Source organism: Nitrosomonas sp. PY1 (assembly GCF_022836435.1).
Taxonomy (GTDB): Bacteria; Pseudomonadota; Gammaproteobacteria; order Burkholderiales; family Nitrosomonadaceae; genus Nitrosomonas.
In genome coordinates, this window is the sequence record NZ_BQXC01000001.1 from 495,788 (window position 1) to 512,749 (window position 16,962).

14 protein-coding genes are annotated in these 16,962 nt (G+C 41.6%); 5 read left to right on the top strand and 9 right to left on the bottom strand.

The window, feature by feature from the left end; translation table 11 throughout:
- Nucleotides 1-78 precede the first annotated feature (78 nt).
- From W03_RS02210 to W03_RS02220, 3 genes are read left to right on the top strand one after another with little or no spacing between them, the layout of a single operon-like run.
- Nucleotides 79-744: an ABC transporter ATP-binding protein gene (locus W03_RS02210; protein WP_244070977.1), complete on the top strand. Its 666-nt coding sequence runs from the start codon at nucleotides 79-81 to the stop codon at nucleotides 742-744.
- Nucleotides 745-758: 14 nt separating this feature from the next.
- Entirely contained in the window at nucleotides 759-3,311 is a 2,553-nt protein-coding gene (locus W03_RS02215) for an FtsX-like permease family protein (protein WP_244070979.1), read from the top strand.
- Complete coding sequence (locus W03_RS02220) at nucleotides 3,311-4,420, top strand: carotenoid 1,2-hydratase (RefSeq protein ID WP_244070982.1); 1,110 nt, start codon at nucleotides 3,311-3,313, stop codon at nucleotides 4,418-4,420. Before W03_RS02215 ends, W03_RS02220 begins: the two co-directional genes overlap by 1 nt.
- A 597-nt stretch (nucleotides 4,421-5,017) precedes the next feature.
- Here the strand turns inward: W03_RS02220 and W03_RS02225 are convergent.
- From W03_RS02225 to W03_RS02265, 9 genes are all read right to left on the bottom strand, one after another.
- A complete protein-coding gene (locus W03_RS02225) occupies nucleotides 5,018-5,611 on the bottom strand; it encodes a protoglobin domain-containing protein (protein WP_244070984.1) in 594 nt (197 codons plus the stop codon).
- Nucleotides 5,612-5,815: 204 nt separating this feature from the next.
- Nucleotides 5,816-6,673, bottom strand: a complete 858-nt coding sequence (gene aroE, locus W03_RS02230) for a shikimate dehydrogenase (RefSeq protein WP_244070986.1) — start codon at nucleotides 6,671-6,673, stop codon at nucleotides 5,816-5,818.
- A complete protein-coding gene (locus W03_RS02235) occupies nucleotides 6,673-7,572 on the bottom strand; it encodes an energy transducer TonB (protein ID WP_244070988.1) in 900 nt (299 codons plus the stop codon). The genes aroE and W03_RS02235 overlap by 1 nt, the downstream gene beginning before the upstream one ends.
- An 82-nt stretch (nucleotides 7,573-7,654) precedes the next feature.
- Complete coding sequence (locus tag W03_RS02240; RefSeq protein WP_244070990.1) at nucleotides 7,655-9,508, bottom strand: ribonuclease catalytic domain-containing protein; 1,854 nt, start codon at nucleotides 9,506-9,508, stop codon at nucleotides 7,655-7,657.
- Nucleotides 9,509-9,730: 222 nt separating this feature from the next.
- Nucleotides 9,731-12,160 (bottom strand): TonB-dependent siderophore receptor, encoded by a 2,430-nt coding sequence (locus W03_RS02245; RefSeq protein WP_244070991.1) that lies wholly within the window; start codon nucleotides 12,158-12,160, stop codon nucleotides 9,731-9,733.
- Between the two features lie 302 nt (nucleotides 12,161-12,462).
- Nucleotides 12,463-12,690, bottom strand: coding sequence for a bacterioferritin-associated ferredoxin (locus W03_RS02250; protein WP_244070992.1), 228 nt, complete (start codon nucleotides 12,688-12,690; stop codon nucleotides 12,463-12,465).
- Nucleotides 12,691-12,965: 275 nt separating this feature from the next.
- Nucleotides 12,966-13,244 (bottom strand): oxidative damage protection protein, encoded by a 279-nt coding sequence (locus W03_RS02255; protein ID WP_244070994.1) that lies wholly within the window; start codon nucleotides 13,242-13,244, stop codon nucleotides 12,966-12,968.
- 81 nt (nucleotides 13,245-13,325) lie between these two features.
- The gene (gene argA, locus W03_RS02260; protein ID WP_375792721.1) at nucleotides 13,326-14,672 is read right to left on the bottom strand and encodes an amino-acid N-acetyltransferase; all 1,347 of its coding nucleotides are present in this window, start codon (nucleotides 14,670-14,672) and stop codon (nucleotides 13,326-13,328) included.
- A gap of 32 nt (nucleotides 14,673-14,704) precedes the next feature.
- Nucleotides 14,705-15,451 (bottom strand): 16S rRNA (uracil(1498)-N(3))-methyltransferase, encoded by a 747-nt coding sequence (locus W03_RS02265; RefSeq protein WP_244070999.1) that lies wholly within the window; start codon nucleotides 15,449-15,451, stop codon nucleotides 14,705-14,707.
- A gap of 153 nt (nucleotides 15,452-15,604) precedes the next feature.
- On the opposite strand from W03_RS02265, the gene W03_RS02270 reads away from it, so the two are divergent.
- Both W03_RS02270 and W03_RS02275 read left to right on the top strand, forming a co-directional pair.
- Entirely contained in the window at nucleotides 15,605-16,162 is a 558-nt protein-coding gene (locus W03_RS02270) for a thioredoxin family protein (RefSeq protein ID WP_244071000.1), read from the top strand.
- A 2-nt stretch (nucleotides 16,163-16,164) separates the two neighbouring features.
- A complete protein-coding gene (locus tag W03_RS02275; RefSeq protein ID WP_244071002.1) occupies nucleotides 16,165-16,947 on the top strand; it encodes an inositol monophosphatase family protein in 783 nt (260 codons plus the stop codon).
- Nucleotides 16,948-16,962: the final 15 nt, after the last annotated feature.

Here is a 16,962-nt window from a genome sequence, read left to right on the forward strand (position 1 = left end):
ATCTGAAAAATCTTGCACTGCTTTGTTGTGCAGAATTTCTGATCGTTTCTTTTTCATATAGAGCGAAGCGACACCGCAATGTCTTTAAATATTCTTGAGTTACGCAATATTAGCAAGGCTTACCCGCAAGGACGAAAGGTATTGGATAATCTGACCTGCATGCTTAAAGCGGGCGAGTATGTGGCTATCATGGGTGAGTCCGGTGTAGGGAAGTCGACATTGCTGAATCTAATTGCGGGTTTAGACATACCGGATTCCGGAGAAGTACTTATTGATGGTATCGCTATTTCTTCATTGAGTGATGATGCGGCAACGCAATTGCGCCGTGAGCGGTTCGGGTTTATTTTTCAGGCTTTTCATATTTTGCCGCATTTGACACTGCTGCAAAATGTTGCTTTGCCGCTGCTTCTCAATGGACGATCGTTACAGAGTGCAGAACAAATGCTCGATCAAGTTGGCTTGCAGGGACGGGGGCAGGATTTTCCGCGTCAACTTTCTGGCGGTGAATTACAACGTGTGGCTATTGCACGAGCTTTGGTTCATCGCCCTAAGTTGATATTGGCTGACGAACCTACAGGAAATCTCGATCCCGATACCGCGCAGGAGATTTTGCAATTAATACGCGCTGAAATTAAAGCGAATAATGCAAGTGCGATTATCGTGACACATTCGCATATGGCTGCAGCAACCACGGATCGTGTAATGAATTTGCGTAAAGATGGCTTACATCCTGTGAGCTTATGAAAACTGGAAACACAATGATGTTAAACCGTTGGCTACTTGCGGGTGAATGGCGGTCGCATATCGGTCAAGCATTGGTTGCTTTGCTGGCGATTGCGATTGGTGTTGCAATGGGTTTTTCGATTCATTTGCTCAATAGTGCTGCATTTAACGAATTTTCTGCTGCTAGTAAGAATCTGTCTGGACAGTCGGACTTATTGGTGCGTGCCAAGACTACTTTAATGGATGAGGCGCTTTATCCTCAGTTGGCGGCTTATGATGGCGTGGCAGTAGCCAATCCAGTGCTGGAGTTGGATATTGCAATGCCTGGTAAGCGACAAGCTCGTGGCGATTACAAGTTGAAAGTCATCGGGATCGATATGTTTCGTGCAGCACAAATTGCTCCCGATTTGTTAGGGGTTCCCGAAGAAGGCAAGGCAATGGATCGATTGGCGGATGACGCGATCTTTTTATCACCAGCGGCAATGTCTTGGTTGGAAGTGAAACAAGGCGATACGCTGTCATTCCAGGTTGGAATACAGTCTGTATCATTGCGTGTTGCAGGTGGTTTAGTGCGTGCCAGAAGTGGACAAAGTATTGCTGTGATGGATATCGGTGCAGCGCAATGGCGTTTACAGCACTTGGGTAAGTTGTCGCGTGTTGAATTGAAATTAAAAGACGGCGTAAGTCATTCTGTATTTAAAAATAAGTTGGAGCAGTATCTAGGAACATCTTATACGGTTGTTGAATTGGAAAATCAAGAAGCACGGGTGGCCAATATGTCGCGTGCTTATCGTGTCAACTTGAATATGCTGGCGTTGGTGGCTTTATTCACCGGAAGCTTTTTAGTGTTTTCGACACAAGCGCTCTCGATAATACGCCGCCGCCAGCAATTTGCGTTGCTGCGAGTATTGGGTTTTACCCGTCACCAAATACTTTGGCAAGTGATGATAGAAGGACTGGTACTGGGAATACTCGGCTCGATTGTAGGAGTGGTATTGGGGTATGGGATTGCCGTCAGTGTGATTGAATTCTTTGGAGGGGGATTAGGTAGTGGATTCTTTCCGGGTGTTAAACCTGATATTAATTTTGAAATTTGGACCGCTTTGATCTATTTTATAGTTGGACTGGGTGTGACATTATTGGGAAGTATTGTGCCTGCATTGGAGGCTGCGCGCGCAAAACCTGCATTGGCATTGAAATTGGGTAGCGAAGATGCAGCCATAAAAAAAACATCTTTTCCTCTGTTTGCCATGATAGGGCTGTGTTTCGCTGTTATCTTCACGCAATTACCAGCTTTAAATGGATTACCGGTTTTTGGCTATTTGGCCATTGCGTTGCTGTTAATTGGCAGCATCGCTTTAATGCCGTATTTAATCACTTGGCTTTTTGCTGCTACGGCTGCTTTTAGAAGGCGTGTCCGCATAGGTGTCGTTGGGTTTCTATCCTTGGCGAGGTTGGAGAATGCATCCAATCATGCGTCGATTGCGCTTGGGGGTATATTGGCAAGTTTCAGCTTGATGGTTGCGATGGCTATTATGGTAACAAGCTTCCGTGAATCTGTTGATCAGTGGCTAGATCGTGTATTGCCTGCTGATCTTTATGTGCGCACTGCTGCTGTTGGAGATCTTGGTAGTTTTGATTTAGACACGCAGCAAATGATTTCTGCGTTGCCCGCTTTTTCTCGAGTGGATTTTTTTCGCACACAACAAGTATTATTCGATGTTAATAGACCGGAAGTGACATTATTTGCGCGTTCGATTGATCGAATGGACCCGCGAAATACATTGCCTATTATTGATGATGAAACACATGCGGTTATAGCGCTGGATTCATTACCGGAAAATGTTTTACCTGTTTGGGTATCGGAAGCCATGGTGGATTTATATGGCTATCGGGTTGGGGAGAGAATAATGCTACCGATTGGTGCGGGTATACATGAGTTTATGGTAGTGGCTGTTTGGCGTGATTACGGGCGTCAATTCGGTGCGATACAAATGCAATTGGATGATTATCGTACCGTTACGGGTGATTTCATCGTGAATACGGTTGCGTTGTGGTTGCAAGCGAATGTATCAATGCAACAAGGCATTGAGCAATTAAGGCAATTACCTTTTGGTAAGGAACTGGAGATTTCTCGGTCGAGCGATTTGCGAGCGATTAGCCTAGAAATCTTTGATCGTAGTTTTGCGGTTACCTATTTGCTTGAGTTGGTTGCAGTCATTATTGGGCTATTTGGTGTAGCTGCAAGCTTTTCTGCGCAAATGCTGGCACGCGCAAAAGAATTCGGCATGCTACGGCATATTGGTGTGATGCGACGCCAAATTCTATTCATGTTGGCCACTGAAGGTGGTTTGTTGACAAGCTTGGGTATTATGTTTGGGTTTTTGCTCGGCTGGGGAATCAGTTTGATTCTGATTTTTATCATTAACCCGCAATCATTCCATTGGACAATGCAAATGCACTTACCCTGGGGTTGGTTGCTATTAATCGCAATCGTTATGCTGATTACTGCAACAGGCACGGCATTATTGGCAGGGCGACGTGCGGTTTCAAAGCAAGTAATACAGGCTGTTCGGGAGGATTGGTGATGAAGCAATTGCACAAAAAGAATGAGAAGCGGTTTGTTATTCTGATCAATTTGTTACTGCTAGTGATCAGTGTAATAACCGTCAATGATTCGGTACAGTCTTCGCGCTTATTGCCGGTCTTATCTGAGCATTCATTAGTTTTTCCGGACGATTATGGAGCGCATCCGGGTTTTCGTCTCGAGTGGTGGTATATCACTGGATGGCTCGAAACGGACGATAAAAAGAAATTGGGTTTTCAGGTGACTTTTTTTCGCTATGCGACAGACTTGAATTCGGAAAATCCGAGTCGATTTGCTGCGAAAGATGTGATTATTGCACATTTGGCACTATCGGATCCTGTCGTAGGCCGATTAATGCATCGGGAAAAAACTGCACGCGAAGGTTTTGATTTGGCCTATTCAAAACAAGGAAATACGGATGTAAAGTTGGATGATTGGTCTCTGGTTCGTGAAGAGAATGGAGTTTATCAAGTGGATATGCGAGTGGAAGATTTTGGTCTGCAATTATCGTTACGGCCAACACAAAAACCAATGCTGCAAGGCGATCAGGGTTTTTCTCGCAAAGGGCCCAAACCGGAGCAGGCAAGCTATTACTATAGTGAACCTCACTTAAGCGCGACCGGTACAGTATTCAGAAATCACCAACCGATTCGTGTGAGCGGAGTGGCTTGGTTGGATCATGAGTGGTCAACAGCTTATCTTGATTCAGATGCGGATGGGTGGGACTGGGTAGGCGCAAATCTGAATGATGGTTCTGCGTTGATGATGTTTCAAATTCGCGGTAAAAAGGGTGATCGAATATGGGCTTATGCTGCACTTCGAGAGATTTCCGGAGAGATGCGTTTTTTTACTGCCGATGAAATTGAATTTATACCTATCCGTATGTGGAAATCACCGCATACCGAAGCGATATATCCTGTTTCTATGCGTGTTCGTACAGGTGAAATCGAGTGGCAATTGATACCGCTTATGGATGATCAAGAACTGGATGCTAGGCAATCCACTGGTGCAGTTTACTGGGAAGGTGCTGTAAAACTGATCAAAGATAATCGCTCGGTTGGACAAGGCTATCTTGAATTGACTGGCTATGTAAGCTCTTTAACGTTATAACAGCGCATAAAGGTGACTGGATATTATTTCAATACTTTCATTGTTGATAAATGTGAGTTAGAATTCAAAAGTCAATATGATTGACGTATCGAGTGTATGATATAAAATCATTGTGAACTGACTATACTCACTTGTTTATTACATCAATTAAGGTTGGATGTAATAAACAAGTGAGAAGTTCATGGTCGATGGTATGATCATGTAAAGGTAGGAAAAACGTTTCTAAATTTTAGAAGCGAGGTTGTTTGTAGTTTGTAAAATATTAAGGAGAAAAGGATGCAAAACGAAAGTGGTATCAACAGAAGAGAAACAGATGCACAAGTATTGAGACTGTTCTTTATTTCAACCGCTGCTTTTATTGTTATCGGTGCGGTTATTTACGGAATATTCTAAGTTTAAGTAGATTCGATGTTCTGAGTGCATAGATCATAGATTATTACTGTATGGGTTTATGCATGGACTGCTTGTTTCATCGGTTTTTAGTAAACCGCAGAAAAAAGCTATCAGTCTGAAGATTCCTTAAAAAATTAAACACCCATTCATCAGATTCAGATGAATGGGTGTTTTTATTTACCGTGAATGGTTTAGGGCTTTGCTCTAGAACTCACCGTCTTTGATGTAAGGCTGAGACCATAATATGACTTGCATCAAAACAGATTTTCTCCAGGCGTCTTGCATGCGATCAACATCATCACGGGAATGTCCACCCTTTTCAAGAAATGGGCGTAATGTTGTGGTAATTGGAATTAATAGTGCAAAAATATAATGCACGTGAATGATGGGCACCGATTTTACATTATCGGTTTTGTTTTTCTTTGCACTATGGTGACGCAAGCCAATTTCGTATTGATAATTTAACCAATTTTGATCGTATTCACCTTTGGCGGTATCTAAAATCCATTGCCCAAAGCGTTTTCTTACTCCGCCTAGATAATCCATATTCGGTGTGCCGTCAGCTGCATTGGTAAAGTAGTGCAGTAAAAAAGGCGTGGAACCTACAAAGCCGTACCATACATCCAGGATTTGTTCGGTTTGATCTTTTAGGATGTCATGCGACATTTTCAAATACCGAACGTCGTCATCACCAAATAAGGATGCTTGCTTGAGCTTTGCAAAATCGTCTATCGACAGGGGGGATTTTTTTAGATCGGCACTACCATAGGTGTATCCTGGTATGTTTGTTGTTGCCATAAAATTACTTCCTTTTTTAGATGATTAATCACTTGAGTTATTGAAGGTAGAACGCGAATCCAAGAAAGGCTGCGGCTACGTCATATTATTGATGGGTTGTTACATTTTGCTTCAAATAATCAATTCAATTGAGCATTAGAATGAAATTTGAACTATGAATTCTACAGGAAAGCTTTGATTACGTGAACATTCTTTTATTTGGAATTATTTAATTTGGTTTTTATGAGCAGATTCGTTTATGTGGGCTTGCGATTTCAGCATTGCAATTATCGACCGTGTTTCTGGATATACATTGCGCCATACATAAAAGGATTCCGCAGCTTGCTCAACCAGCATGCCGATTCCATCTGCCAGTCGACTAACACCGCATCGTTGGGCAAATCTCAAGAAAGTGGTTGGTTCAGCGCGATACATCATGTCATAAGCTAAGCTATCTTCGGCAAAGATACACGCAGGTATATCAGGGAATGTATTTTGCAAGTCGGCTGAAGTGGCATTGATAACAATATCGAATACCTGATTGGATAGATTGTCAAAATTACAAGCAGTAATATCTCCGTAACATTCAAATTGTTGTTGTAATGTTTTAGCTTTTTCGAAAGTACGATTGGCAACAACTAATCGGATAGGTTTCTGTTGCAATAGCGGCATGATTACGCCGCGTGAAGCCCCGCCAGCACCGATTAACAATATGCGCTTTTTGGCTAGGTTTACTGCCAGATTGCGAGTAATGTCATGTATTAATCCTATGCCATCGGTGTTATCTCCAAGAATTTCATCGTTTTCGAACTTTAAAGTATTTACTGCTTGTGCGAGAGATGCGCGTTCGGTTAATCGAGTGGCGATTTGATAGGCTTCCAGTTTGAAAGGAACAGTCACATTCGCGCCGCGACCGTTTTGTTGAATGAGTTGCATTACTGTAATTTTAAATTGATCCAGTGGTGCAAGAATTGCTGAATACGCCATCGATTGATTGGTTTGTTGCGCAAAAATAGTATGTATTCGAGGGGATCGGCTGTGTGAGATGGGATTGCCAATCACTGCGTACTGATCGAGCGTCATTATCGGCTGATTAATGTATCGGATGGAGCAAATACCCATGTGCGGGTAATATGTAAGATGTCGGTATCTTGACTAATATTGGGAGGGAACGGAGCGAAACCGTTTTGTCCAGATAATTTGACGATGTTAATGGCAGCATTATCAAGAATCTTTTTGCCGGAAGAGCGATTAATTTCAATACTTTCTAAGCTTCCATCTGCTCGAATGCTGACGGTAAGCTGTAAGTTTCCATATAATTTTCCCTTCCTTGCTTCTTCTGGGTAATTTAAATTGCCTATCCGTTCAACTTTGATACGCCAGTCTTCGACATAGCGTGCAAATCGATATTCTTTAGTGCGTGCACCGACAAATTTTCGTTTCGGTCGTTTTTGATATTCATCGTAATCTTGGTCAACTTGCGCTTTTAATCGGGCAATATCCAGGCTGCGCGATAATAATTCATGGGCATCAATTGCACTCACTGGATCTGAAGTGTTATCCGGTTTATCTTTGGGTGACTCGATTGGTTTAATTTCTGGTTTGGTACTTACTGCTGCCATCAATTTTTTGGTTTCTTCCTCAAGTTGCTCCACTTTTTTCTGTGCGGCGGCTTCTTTGCTCAATGGCTTGTTTTTGGGAAGTATAGGGAATGGTGTTTTCGCTTGCCGATTTTTATCAGTATTGCCACCGCCATCCAGATTATCTTGCGCAAGAAGCTGTGTTTTGGTGGGTTTGGTCGGTGTTTGCTTATTGACTAGTACGACTTCTAATGATGTACTGATTTTATTATGTAGTGGTTTTGGGAATTGAAAAGTCAACCCAACCAGAGCTATCAGATGTAAAAACAAAGAAATAGTCATGGCAGTCAATATGCGACTGTTTCTGAAGTATTCAGAGCTAACGGTTAGTACAGATTTCATTTAATGTATGTGATAAATAAAAATCAGTGCTTAGGAAGAAAGTGATTGTAATAGATGATGAGCGTGTTATCTCATGAACAATTCAAATATTAATTTTCTGAACAAATTCAGCATGAAGGCTTCGTTCAAGTAAATCGATCTTAGATAATTTAAGTTTGACATAAGAGCCAGGCATAATTTCGGGTAATGAAGCTATCCGAGTAATGAATGGAAGATGGTCAAATTTTACCAAATTTTCTTTAATGATCTGTGCATTGATGGTTTCCATGTTTTCTTGTAGCAACCAACGCAAGCACCAATATCGTTCCATAGTTCGTTGAAATTCATTATAAATTCCATAGCTTGTTTCGAAATCATTAATTGTCACACTAAGATTGGTATTTTCTTTATTGTAGAAGGGTGTTTCGTTACGCAATAGAGAGATAATTTGCCTCTGATTGATTAAATCGACATAGCGCCTCATAGGAGAACTGCTCCAAGCGTATTGTGAAACACCCAATCCTTGATGTGGCGCAGGAGATGTACTCATTCTTACTTTGCTGTTGTTTTGGCTGCGAAAAATGCCCGTAATACCCGCATCACTGAGTAGCTTACCCCATTCGGTGTTAATATAAATCATCAGCTCAGATACTACTTTATCAATGGGAGAGCCTCTCCGGCGCTCGCTGATAGAGACACGATCATTTTGTATTTCAAAGCTATAATCGATCTTGTCATTATTTTCATTGGCTTTGCCACGCGAAGTTTCCATTTTGCAGGCAAATTTCCATAATAAAATTAATTCCGTGCTAAATGGGTGAAGAATTTCCCCTTTATTTAAGGCTGTTTCGTTAAATTGTGTTTCTAGTAGGTTGCTGCGTAAATTTGCGGTGACTTTTATTCTCTCTAGCTTGCTTTCACAGCTCACGATGCTAAAGTCATCCGATACATTAAGGTAAAGCGACACTACTGGGCGTAGTCGATTTTCGCAGAGCGTGAAATGATGGATGGTGCTATCGGGTAACATAGTGATTTTGTTACCTGGCAAATAAACTGTCGATAGACGTGTTGCAGCCAATCTATCCAACGGAGACTCAGGTTCTATTCCAAGTGCTGGTGCGGCTATATGAATACCTATGCGGAGACTTCCAAAAGGCAGTTGGGTAATAGAAAAAGCATCATCAATTTCTGTTGTTGTCGCATCATCAATACTAAATGCAGTAACATCTGAAATAGGTAAGTGATTGAAATCATTGGTAACATCCTGAAAATGCAGATTCTTAAAATCAGTGCCGTCTGGATAATGTTCAAAAATAAATTGATTAAAGTGATAATCGTGTGTGGATGGAATCGCACCGCATTTGTTCAGTAGCTCAAGTATTGTCAGTTTTGTTTCTAAGCTCACGACTTCAAGGGCTTTCCATTCGATCGAGTTTTTGTCAGGCTTGTACAACAAGCTGGTAATTTTTTGTTGAAACTCTTCTGGTAATGTAAAGCACCTGAGTTGTTTTTCGTAATACGCTTGCTGTTCTGCTTGTTGTCGTTTCTTTTCTTTACTGGCCAAGGCAGCTTTCAGGGCTTCAGGAGGAGCTGCCTTATAGCGTCCTGGGCCTTTTTTATAAAAATACATAGGCGCACTTTGAAGTAATAGCAGTGTTGCAGCCGATTCAAGTGCTGTCGGTGTATGGCCAAAGTATTCTGTGGCTAGGTCGGTATTGGAAAATTCGGCGTCTTGCTTACTGCACTCCCAGAGAAAACTCTCATCCAGTTCATCGGCTAATTTTTGTGCATTGTGCATAAACTCCGACAAGGAGGGTGTTTCAAACTGCAATAACACTGAATTTGCTTTAATTTTAGAGCGCTTGCCATGAATTGCTTCAACTTGTAGCGAAGAATTATTGTCGAGCAATACGGCGCCTACTTTGAAAGTGCCGGCTTCTTCATAAAAAACATTCATTGGGTTGTGTTTTTATAATTTCAGTCGAGTGATCGCAGGATCATTGTTGTTGGCGAACTACTGAGTACGATTATCAAATGAATTTCGGCACTCAATTCGGAAATCGGTTTTGGCAATTAATCATGCCAATCAGTATTGCATTATATACGAGACAGAGATAAAGTTAAAAACTGAGTAGAAATGATTGGTGCGCGATCAATTTCCTATTGAGATGTAAATTATTTACTGGAAATTTGCAATCAATGACGCTCTCACTAGAATAGGAGCGCCTGGAGAAATATTGAAATCGTTTTGTGCTGAAACAAAGTATTTAGTATCGAGTAAGTTTTCGATATTTAATTGTGCGCGGAAGCTTTTTGACAATTGCGCAAACAATGCGGCATCGACTCGCGTAAAGTCAGGTAATTTCACTCTGTTTGTCAGGGAAGCATACATATCGCCGCGATAGATAACGCCAAATGCTGCGCCAATTCTCGGCGTGAAATCGTAGCGACTCCAGGCGGAAAAAGCATGGTGTGGAAGTTCGGCGACAGAAGCGCCTTTCTCGGCTACCCCATAAACATCGCTAGTGAGTTTCCCGGTTTGATAGGCGTAACCACTCATAACACTAAGCTTGGGTGTGAGTTGACCCGTCAAAGTGACTTCAACGCCATGAGTGCGTTGGCCTTTAGATAGAAAACTTTGACCTCCGACGATTGAAGTGATGACGTTGTTGCGATCTAGTTGGTAAACGGCTCCGGTCAGTGCCAAGTCAGGTCGGATATCCCATTTGACACCAGCTTCTAATGTGGTGAATTTTTCGGGTTTTAATGTTTCTACTGTGACATTGAGTGAAGTCAATTGATCTCCGGCTCGAGGTACGTAGGCTTGGCTGTAGCTGGCGTAGAATGAGATCGGATCGAAGGGTTTTAAAATAACCCCGAATCTAGGAGCTATCAGATTATCCTTACTTTTTAAGTGATCATGCAGACCATTCTTTTGCTGAAAATTGATATCGAACGAATCGTAGCGCACACCTGCGATAACCTGTAATTGCGGGATAATTTCTATTTGATCTTGGATGTAAAGAGATGTGACATTCAAAACGCTGCGGTTGAATGCATCTACGTCACCGCCGGAATTTCGGTTACGGAAAAAAATCGGCACATGAGTCACCGAATTACTTAAAGGTACCAATATGCTAGTTGATGAATTATCTCTGCTGTTGAACAACCCGGTTTCACGTCGATTGTGTGTTTCTTGTCGACCAACTTCCACGCCGGCCATTAAGGTATGCGAAATGGGGCCGGTGTTCAGTGAATAGAGAAAGTTGGTTTGATTAAATACATTATCGCGCGTTGTCGCGTTATTGTAAGCGCTTATGGGAACAAATGAGGATGAGTTAAGACCACCGCTTGCAAATACATTTTGATAAAATTTGTCGTATGTTGTGTAATTGGTTCGGTTTTGTAGTGTGATTCCAGACTCAAATTTGTGTTCGATGAAGGAATTGAATGACAAGGCATCAATATCGGCGCGACTACGTCTAGGATCGCCAAAAAATTGCGACCTGCGGACATCCACGGGGCCGGTAATTTCCCCAACACGACCGATAACCGATGTAATGCCGCGATCAGCAACGCGATCATCGTGAAACCTTTCCATGCCGGCGACAACTTTAGTGCGATTTGTTGGCTTGAATGTAACAGTCGGTGAAATACCGTATCGTTCCAAATGTACACCATCCCGAAAACTTCCTGTGTCTTCGTATACTGCATTTAGACGTAATGCAGCCTTATCATTAACGACATAACCGACATCGGTAGTCATACGCATATGATCGTATGATCCACCTTGGAATGAGAATTCTCTACTTGGACTCCAGTTGGCTTCCTTTATTATACGATTGACAACTCCACCGGATCCTCCACGACCAAAAATCATGCCATTGGCACCTTTTAATACTTCGACGCGATCAGTATTGTAGAGATCACGATAATACTCAGCATCGTCACGAATACCATCGATAAAAAAATCTCCAGTAGACCGATTACCACGAAAAACCAGTGCATCTCGATTACCTTCGCCTTGTGATACACCTACTCCTGGAACATACCGAGCTACATCGCTCAAGCTGAGCATGGATTGATCTTTGATTAAATCTTTGGTAACTACCGAAATGGCTTGCGGTGTGTCACGCAGCAATGTATTGGTTTTTGTGGCCGAACTGGTGCTGGCGATTGCATAGCGATTGGTGTTATTTGCAGTAACTACAATAGAAGGTAGAGTAGTAACGGCTGGTTCGACCGGAGCATCGGATTTAATTCGAATAGTATAGCGAAGACTATCATCGGCACTTTGAATAGCTTGTAAACCAGAGTCCGTTAGTAGCTGATCTAGCGCGGATTTGATATCGAAATTACCCTCCAATCCATATGTTACCTTACCTTCCAAGATTGCCGAATCAATATCGAGCTTGATATTGGCTTGTCGAGAAAATTGATTTAAAGCATCGCTTAAATAGCCTGCCGATATCTGGTATGTACGCGTCAGGTTTTTTTGTGCATCGGGTGTATCCGCACGTAAAGGATATGCTACTACCGCTATTGCTAAACTTAGAAAAAATAAAATGTAACGAAACGAAACGTTATGGGTAGAGCTTAGCATAGTCATGATGATTTTATTTTTTACTTCTACCCACTTTCTAGGCTCAAATATTAAATACGAGCATCATTCAACAGTGCGAATCTTATGGAAAATAAATTCAAAAAACGATATCTTATTGATGGACGAGGAGAATGAAGTCTTGTTTTGGTAAATATCTTGAATATTTCTTCAAGTTTGATGAAAGTGGTATTAGAAAAAAACCATTAAAATAGAAAAGTACTTTACTTATGTATGAGCAGCAAACCCACAAACAGCGTGAAGATACGCGCTAAATTTAACACAAGTAAGGAAACATGTGTCAAATTTAACTAAACGTATGTATCGCAGGCGCAAATTGAATGAGGTTGCATGTTATGCAGCAATTGCGATTTCTCAGATAAGGCTTCATCCAATACTTGCTTAGCATGACATGCGCATCGACCACATTGTTCTGTAACGCCCAGCGTGCTTTTCAAGTCCCGCATGCGATCAGCACCCTGATGAATTGCTTCACGTAATTTATTTTCAGTTACTCCTTTGCAAATACATACATACATAATATCTAGCGCTCCGCTATAAAAGCAGTTAAGAATAACCCCGATAAGCTTATTAATAATGTTAATGAGAATAATTATTAATTATACTTATTTTTTTATAAAACGCAATAAAACTTTTCTAATCTTTTTTGATAAGTGTCTTATTTAAGATAGATATTACGTGAAAGAACAAATAGGATGGTGATAAATTTTATAGTGGGTTATTTTTTTATCGAGATAATGGCAAGTTAAATTGATCTATGAGTTGCAAGAAATAAAGTTACCAGGCATAAGGTTTAATCTTTTGTTTGTGGGGCGATATAGCCGGCTGGTTGTTCTGCGCCGCTGCCAAAAAAGTGTGCTTCCATTTGTTCGGCTAAGTACTTCCTGGCTTTGATATCTGAAAGATTCAATCGATTTTCATTGACCAACATAGTTTGGTGTTGAATCCACTGATTCCAGGCTTCTTTGGACACGTTCTCATAAATTCGTTTGCCTAATTCACCGGGATATGTTTGATAGTCTAGGCCTTCTGCTTCTAGTTGAAGCTTGATGCATTTAACCATTCGAGTCATGCTTTACTCCATAAATTTTTTTACAGTAAGTAGTTTAGCAAAGTACTATAAAAAGCTATTGCTAAGTTAGCTGAAAAGATATTACAGTTGCTTGCGGAACATCTTTGAGCGTCGCTGATAGTTATATAAGCTTTGTTTTGGTTTGGGCAACTCAGTCAGTGTAACTTCAGTGAAGCCGTGTTCAATAAACCAGTGTGTGGTTCGTGTTGTAAGTACAAAAAGTGTTTTTATACCTTGGGAAAGGGCTTTTGCTTCAATATATTTAAGTAGCCGGGTTCCGTGCCCAAAATCGCGATAATCGGGATGAATGGCTAAACATGCAAGCTCGCCCGCTTTTTCTTCAAGAAAAGGATACAACGCAGCGCATCCTAGAATTACACTATCATGCTCAAAAACACTGAATCGTTCGATCTCGACTTCAAGTAATTCTCGTCCGCGTCTGACCAAAATGCCTTCAGTCTCAAGCGGCTCGATTAATTGTAAAATCCCACCGACATCTTCAATCCTTGCTTCACGGAGCGATTGTAGAGTTTCTCTAGAAATCATTGTGCCAATGCCGTGATGTGTGAAAAGCTCTTGCAAGATCGCGCCATCAATATGGCGACTAATTAAATGTATGCGGTCAACGGAAGACTCACAGGCTTTAATGGCGCATTGGAGAAAAAGCCGGGCTTCTTCTGAAAATATAGTAGGTGACGATTTATCCTCAAGAAAAGCTTTGCTTTCTTTGACCGTTAATTCACGAGGTAATATGGATAAATTATCTGGATCGCTTGTTTCTTTTGTAAGCGTATCCCAAAGAAAAATTAGCTTCTCAGCATGTAGTGCAATGGCTGTCTCTGTAGCTACATTTTCCATTGTCAAATTAAAAATTTCTCCAGTCGGTGAATATCCAAGTGGGGAAATGAGCACTACATTACCTTGTTCTAGACTTGCGTTAATGGCTTGTACATTAATTTTTCGTACCTTTCCGGTATGCAATAAATCAACGCCTTCAATAACACCATAGGGGCACGCAATAACAAAATTACCACTCGATACCCGAATAGCTGCATTTGCCATGGGTGAATTGGGTAATCCCATCGATAGCAATGCGGCAATTTCATGGTGAATTCGTCCAGTTGATTCTTTGACGCATTGTAATGCGGCAGAATCGGTTACACGAATATCCATGACAGTTTGCGTTTCCAATTGCGATTCATCGAGGCGTAATTGAATTTGCGGACGTGCACCATGTACTAAAACTAAGCGTACGCCAAGACTGGCAAGTAGATTAATATCGTGAATAAAGTGTACGAACTTTGTGTCGGTGATCATTTCTCCGTTAAATCCGATGATAAATACTTTTCCTCGGAAAGTATTGACATAGGGAGCAACGGAACGGAACCAGGAAACAAAGCTGGGAATGGTTGGAGTATTCAAATTAATTCGAAGAACTTGGATAGAATTATTTCAGTTAATCAAAAATCACCCCATAATGTTTGTATCGCAGCAATAATAGCTAATCCTGCTGTCTCTGTGCGAAGTATTCGGCTTCCTAAGCGAATAGAAGTATACTCGCTATGCAGGATGGATAGTTCTTCCGTCTGCGAGAAACCACCTTCAGGACCGACCATAAGTGTAATACTGTCATGATTCACTGGTCTAGCAATATTTTTTAAATATTGCTTTGAGGTGGGTGATAGCATCAATCGCGTTTCTCGATCAGTGTGGATTAATTGTTTTTGGTTAAGCCATTTGGATAGAGAAATCAAAGGGAATATTTGTGGTAAGTGATTTCTTCCGCTTTGTTCGCAAGCTGAAATAATGATCTTTTCCCAATGTATCAGTCGTTTGCTAGCGCGTTCATTGGAGAGTTGTACGATACTGCGCTCGGTAGAAATAGGTTGGATACGATTAACACCTAGTTCTACAGCTTTTTGAATGATCCAATCCATTTTTTCGTTAGTGCATATTGCTTGAGCAAGCTCAATAACTACAGGAGACTCGCGTTCCTGTCTTAAAAAATTTTCAACAAGTACTTTAACATCCGAATTGTCAATAACTTGAATATGCGCTGAAAATTCACCACCACGGCCATTAAATAAAGTTATCGAATCGCCTTTCTTTAATCGTAAGGTGCGCATCGCATGGTGTTTGTTTTCATGAGAGAGCGCAATGCACTGTCCAACAGTAATCTCGGCTGGATGATAAAAGCGTGCGTGCATAGATACGTGAGTTCCTGGTCAATGACAAGATAATTTCGCTAAAGTGAGTCATGTTAATATAGCATGCTCAGTCTTTAACGTTGCTTGCACAAAGTACTTTGCGAGCAATTTTAGAAGATTTATACAAAAGCCAATGGAGGCAAGGGAGAAAGTATGGCTAGTTTAGAAACGCCAGTTTGTGAATTCGGTTGGAAGGCGATTGATTTTGATTTATTGGGAGTTGATGGAAAGCGCTACAACTTGGCTTCTTGTAAAGGGAAGAATGGATTGCTGTTAATGTTTATTTGCAATCATTGCCCTTATGTAAAAGCTGTGCAAGATCGTATCATTCGTGATGTCAATGAATTGAAACCGCATGGTATCAATACCATTGCAATTATGTCGAACGACTCTGAGAGTTATCCAGAAGATTCATTTCCAAACATGAAGCTGATCGCGGAAAAATTCAGCTATCCTTTTCCATATGTTTGGGATGAAACACAAGAAGTCGCCAAACAATATGGCGCGGTATGCACGCCCGACTTTTTCGGTTTTAACAGTGATTTAGCATTGCAATACCACGGACGATTAGATGCATCGCGCAAGGAAGCGGCACCGCCGGATGTGCAGCGCGATTTGTTTGAAGCAATGGTGCAAATTGCCAAAACGGGTCGCGGCCCGGAAGATCAGATTTCCAGTATTGGTTGTTCGATTAAGTGGCGTACGGAGTAAATGTGTTAGAAAAGGTTGTTGCGCTGGTTAAGGAAGTCGGGCAACAAGTGATTATGCCGCGCTATTTAAAGGTCAGTCGACAGTATAAAGCTGATGGTAGTTTTTTTACCGAAGCCGATGTGGTTGCACAAACTGTTTTGTTCGATGAATTGCGGAAAATTCATCCGGCGCCTTTGCTTGGCGAAGAAATGTCACGAGAAGAGCAAGAATTGCAGTGGATGCATGGTAATGAAGGTTTGTGGAGTGTGGATCCGATTGATGGGACTTCAAATTTTTTCAATGGATTGCCCTATTTCGCTATTTCCGTTGCCTATTTAGTGCAAGGGAAGAGTATTTTGGGAGTGGTTTATAATCCGGCCACACAGGAAATGTTTTATGCGCAAAAAGGTGGTGGCGCTTTTTTGAATGGTATACCGTTACCTATTAACAAGCATGTTCCAAGTTTATCCAATGCTATGGCCAATATCGATTTGAAGCGCTTGGATCGAAAACTAGCGGCAACCGTTGCGACCTATCCACCCTATGCTTCGCAGCGCAACTACGGTGCTAGTACATTAGAGTGGTGCTATATCGCGGCAGGTTATTTTGATTTATATCTGCATGGTGGACAAAAGCCTTGGGATTATGCCGCCGGATCCTTGATACTTGAAGAGGCGGGAGGGAGCATGTGTGGATTTGATCATGAAGATTATTGGGCAGGCTCACCTTGGCGTCGTTCAGTGATTGCGGCTTTGGATGCCGGACTATTTATACAATGGCGTGATTGGGTACATAAAAGTCGATAGATACAAAATGGCGCG

Coding starts and splice junctions, on each gene's coding strand:
- W03_RS02210 (WP_244070977.1), top strand. CDS start 79: ATGTCTTTAAATATTCTTGAGTTACGCAATATTAGCAAGGCTTACCCG.
- W03_RS02215 (WP_244070979.1), top strand. CDS start 759: ATGATGTTAAACCGTTGGCTACTTGCGGGTGAATGGCGGTCGCATATC.
- W03_RS02220 (WP_244070982.1), top strand. CDS start 3,311: ATGAAGCAATTGCACAAAAAGAATGAGAAGCGGTTTGTTATTCTGATC.
- W03_RS02225 (WP_244070984.1), bottom strand. CDS start 5,611: ATGGCAACAACAAACATACCAGGATACACCTATGGTAGTGCCGATCTA.
- aroE (WP_244070986.1), bottom strand. CDS start 6,673: ATGACGCTCGATCAGTACGCAGTGATTGGCAATCCCATCTCACACAGC.
- W03_RS02235 (WP_244070988.1), bottom strand. CDS start 7,572: ATGAAATCTGTACTAACCGTTAGCTCTGAATACTTCAGAAACAGTCGC.
- W03_RS02240 (WP_244070990.1), bottom strand. CDS start 9,508: ATGAATGTTTTTTATGAAGAAGCCGGCACTTTCAAAGTAGGCGCCGTA.
- W03_RS02245 (WP_244070991.1), bottom strand. CDS start 12,160: ATGACTATGCTAAGCTCTACCCATAACGTTTCGTTTCGTTACATTTTA.
- W03_RS02250 (WP_244070992.1), bottom strand. CDS start 12,690: ATGTATGTATGTATTTGCAAAGGAGTAACTGAAAATAAATTACGTGAA.
- W03_RS02255 (WP_244070994.1), bottom strand. CDS start 13,244: ATGACTCGAATGGTTAAATGCATCAAGCTTCAACTAGAAGCAGAAGGC.
- W03_RS02265 (WP_244070999.1), bottom strand. CDS start 15,451: ATGCACGCACGCTTTTATCATCCAGCCGAGATTACTGTTGGACAGTGC.
- W03_RS02270 (WP_244071000.1), top strand. CDS start 15,605: ATGGCTAGTTTAGAAACGCCAGTTTGTGAATTCGGTTGGAAGGCGATT.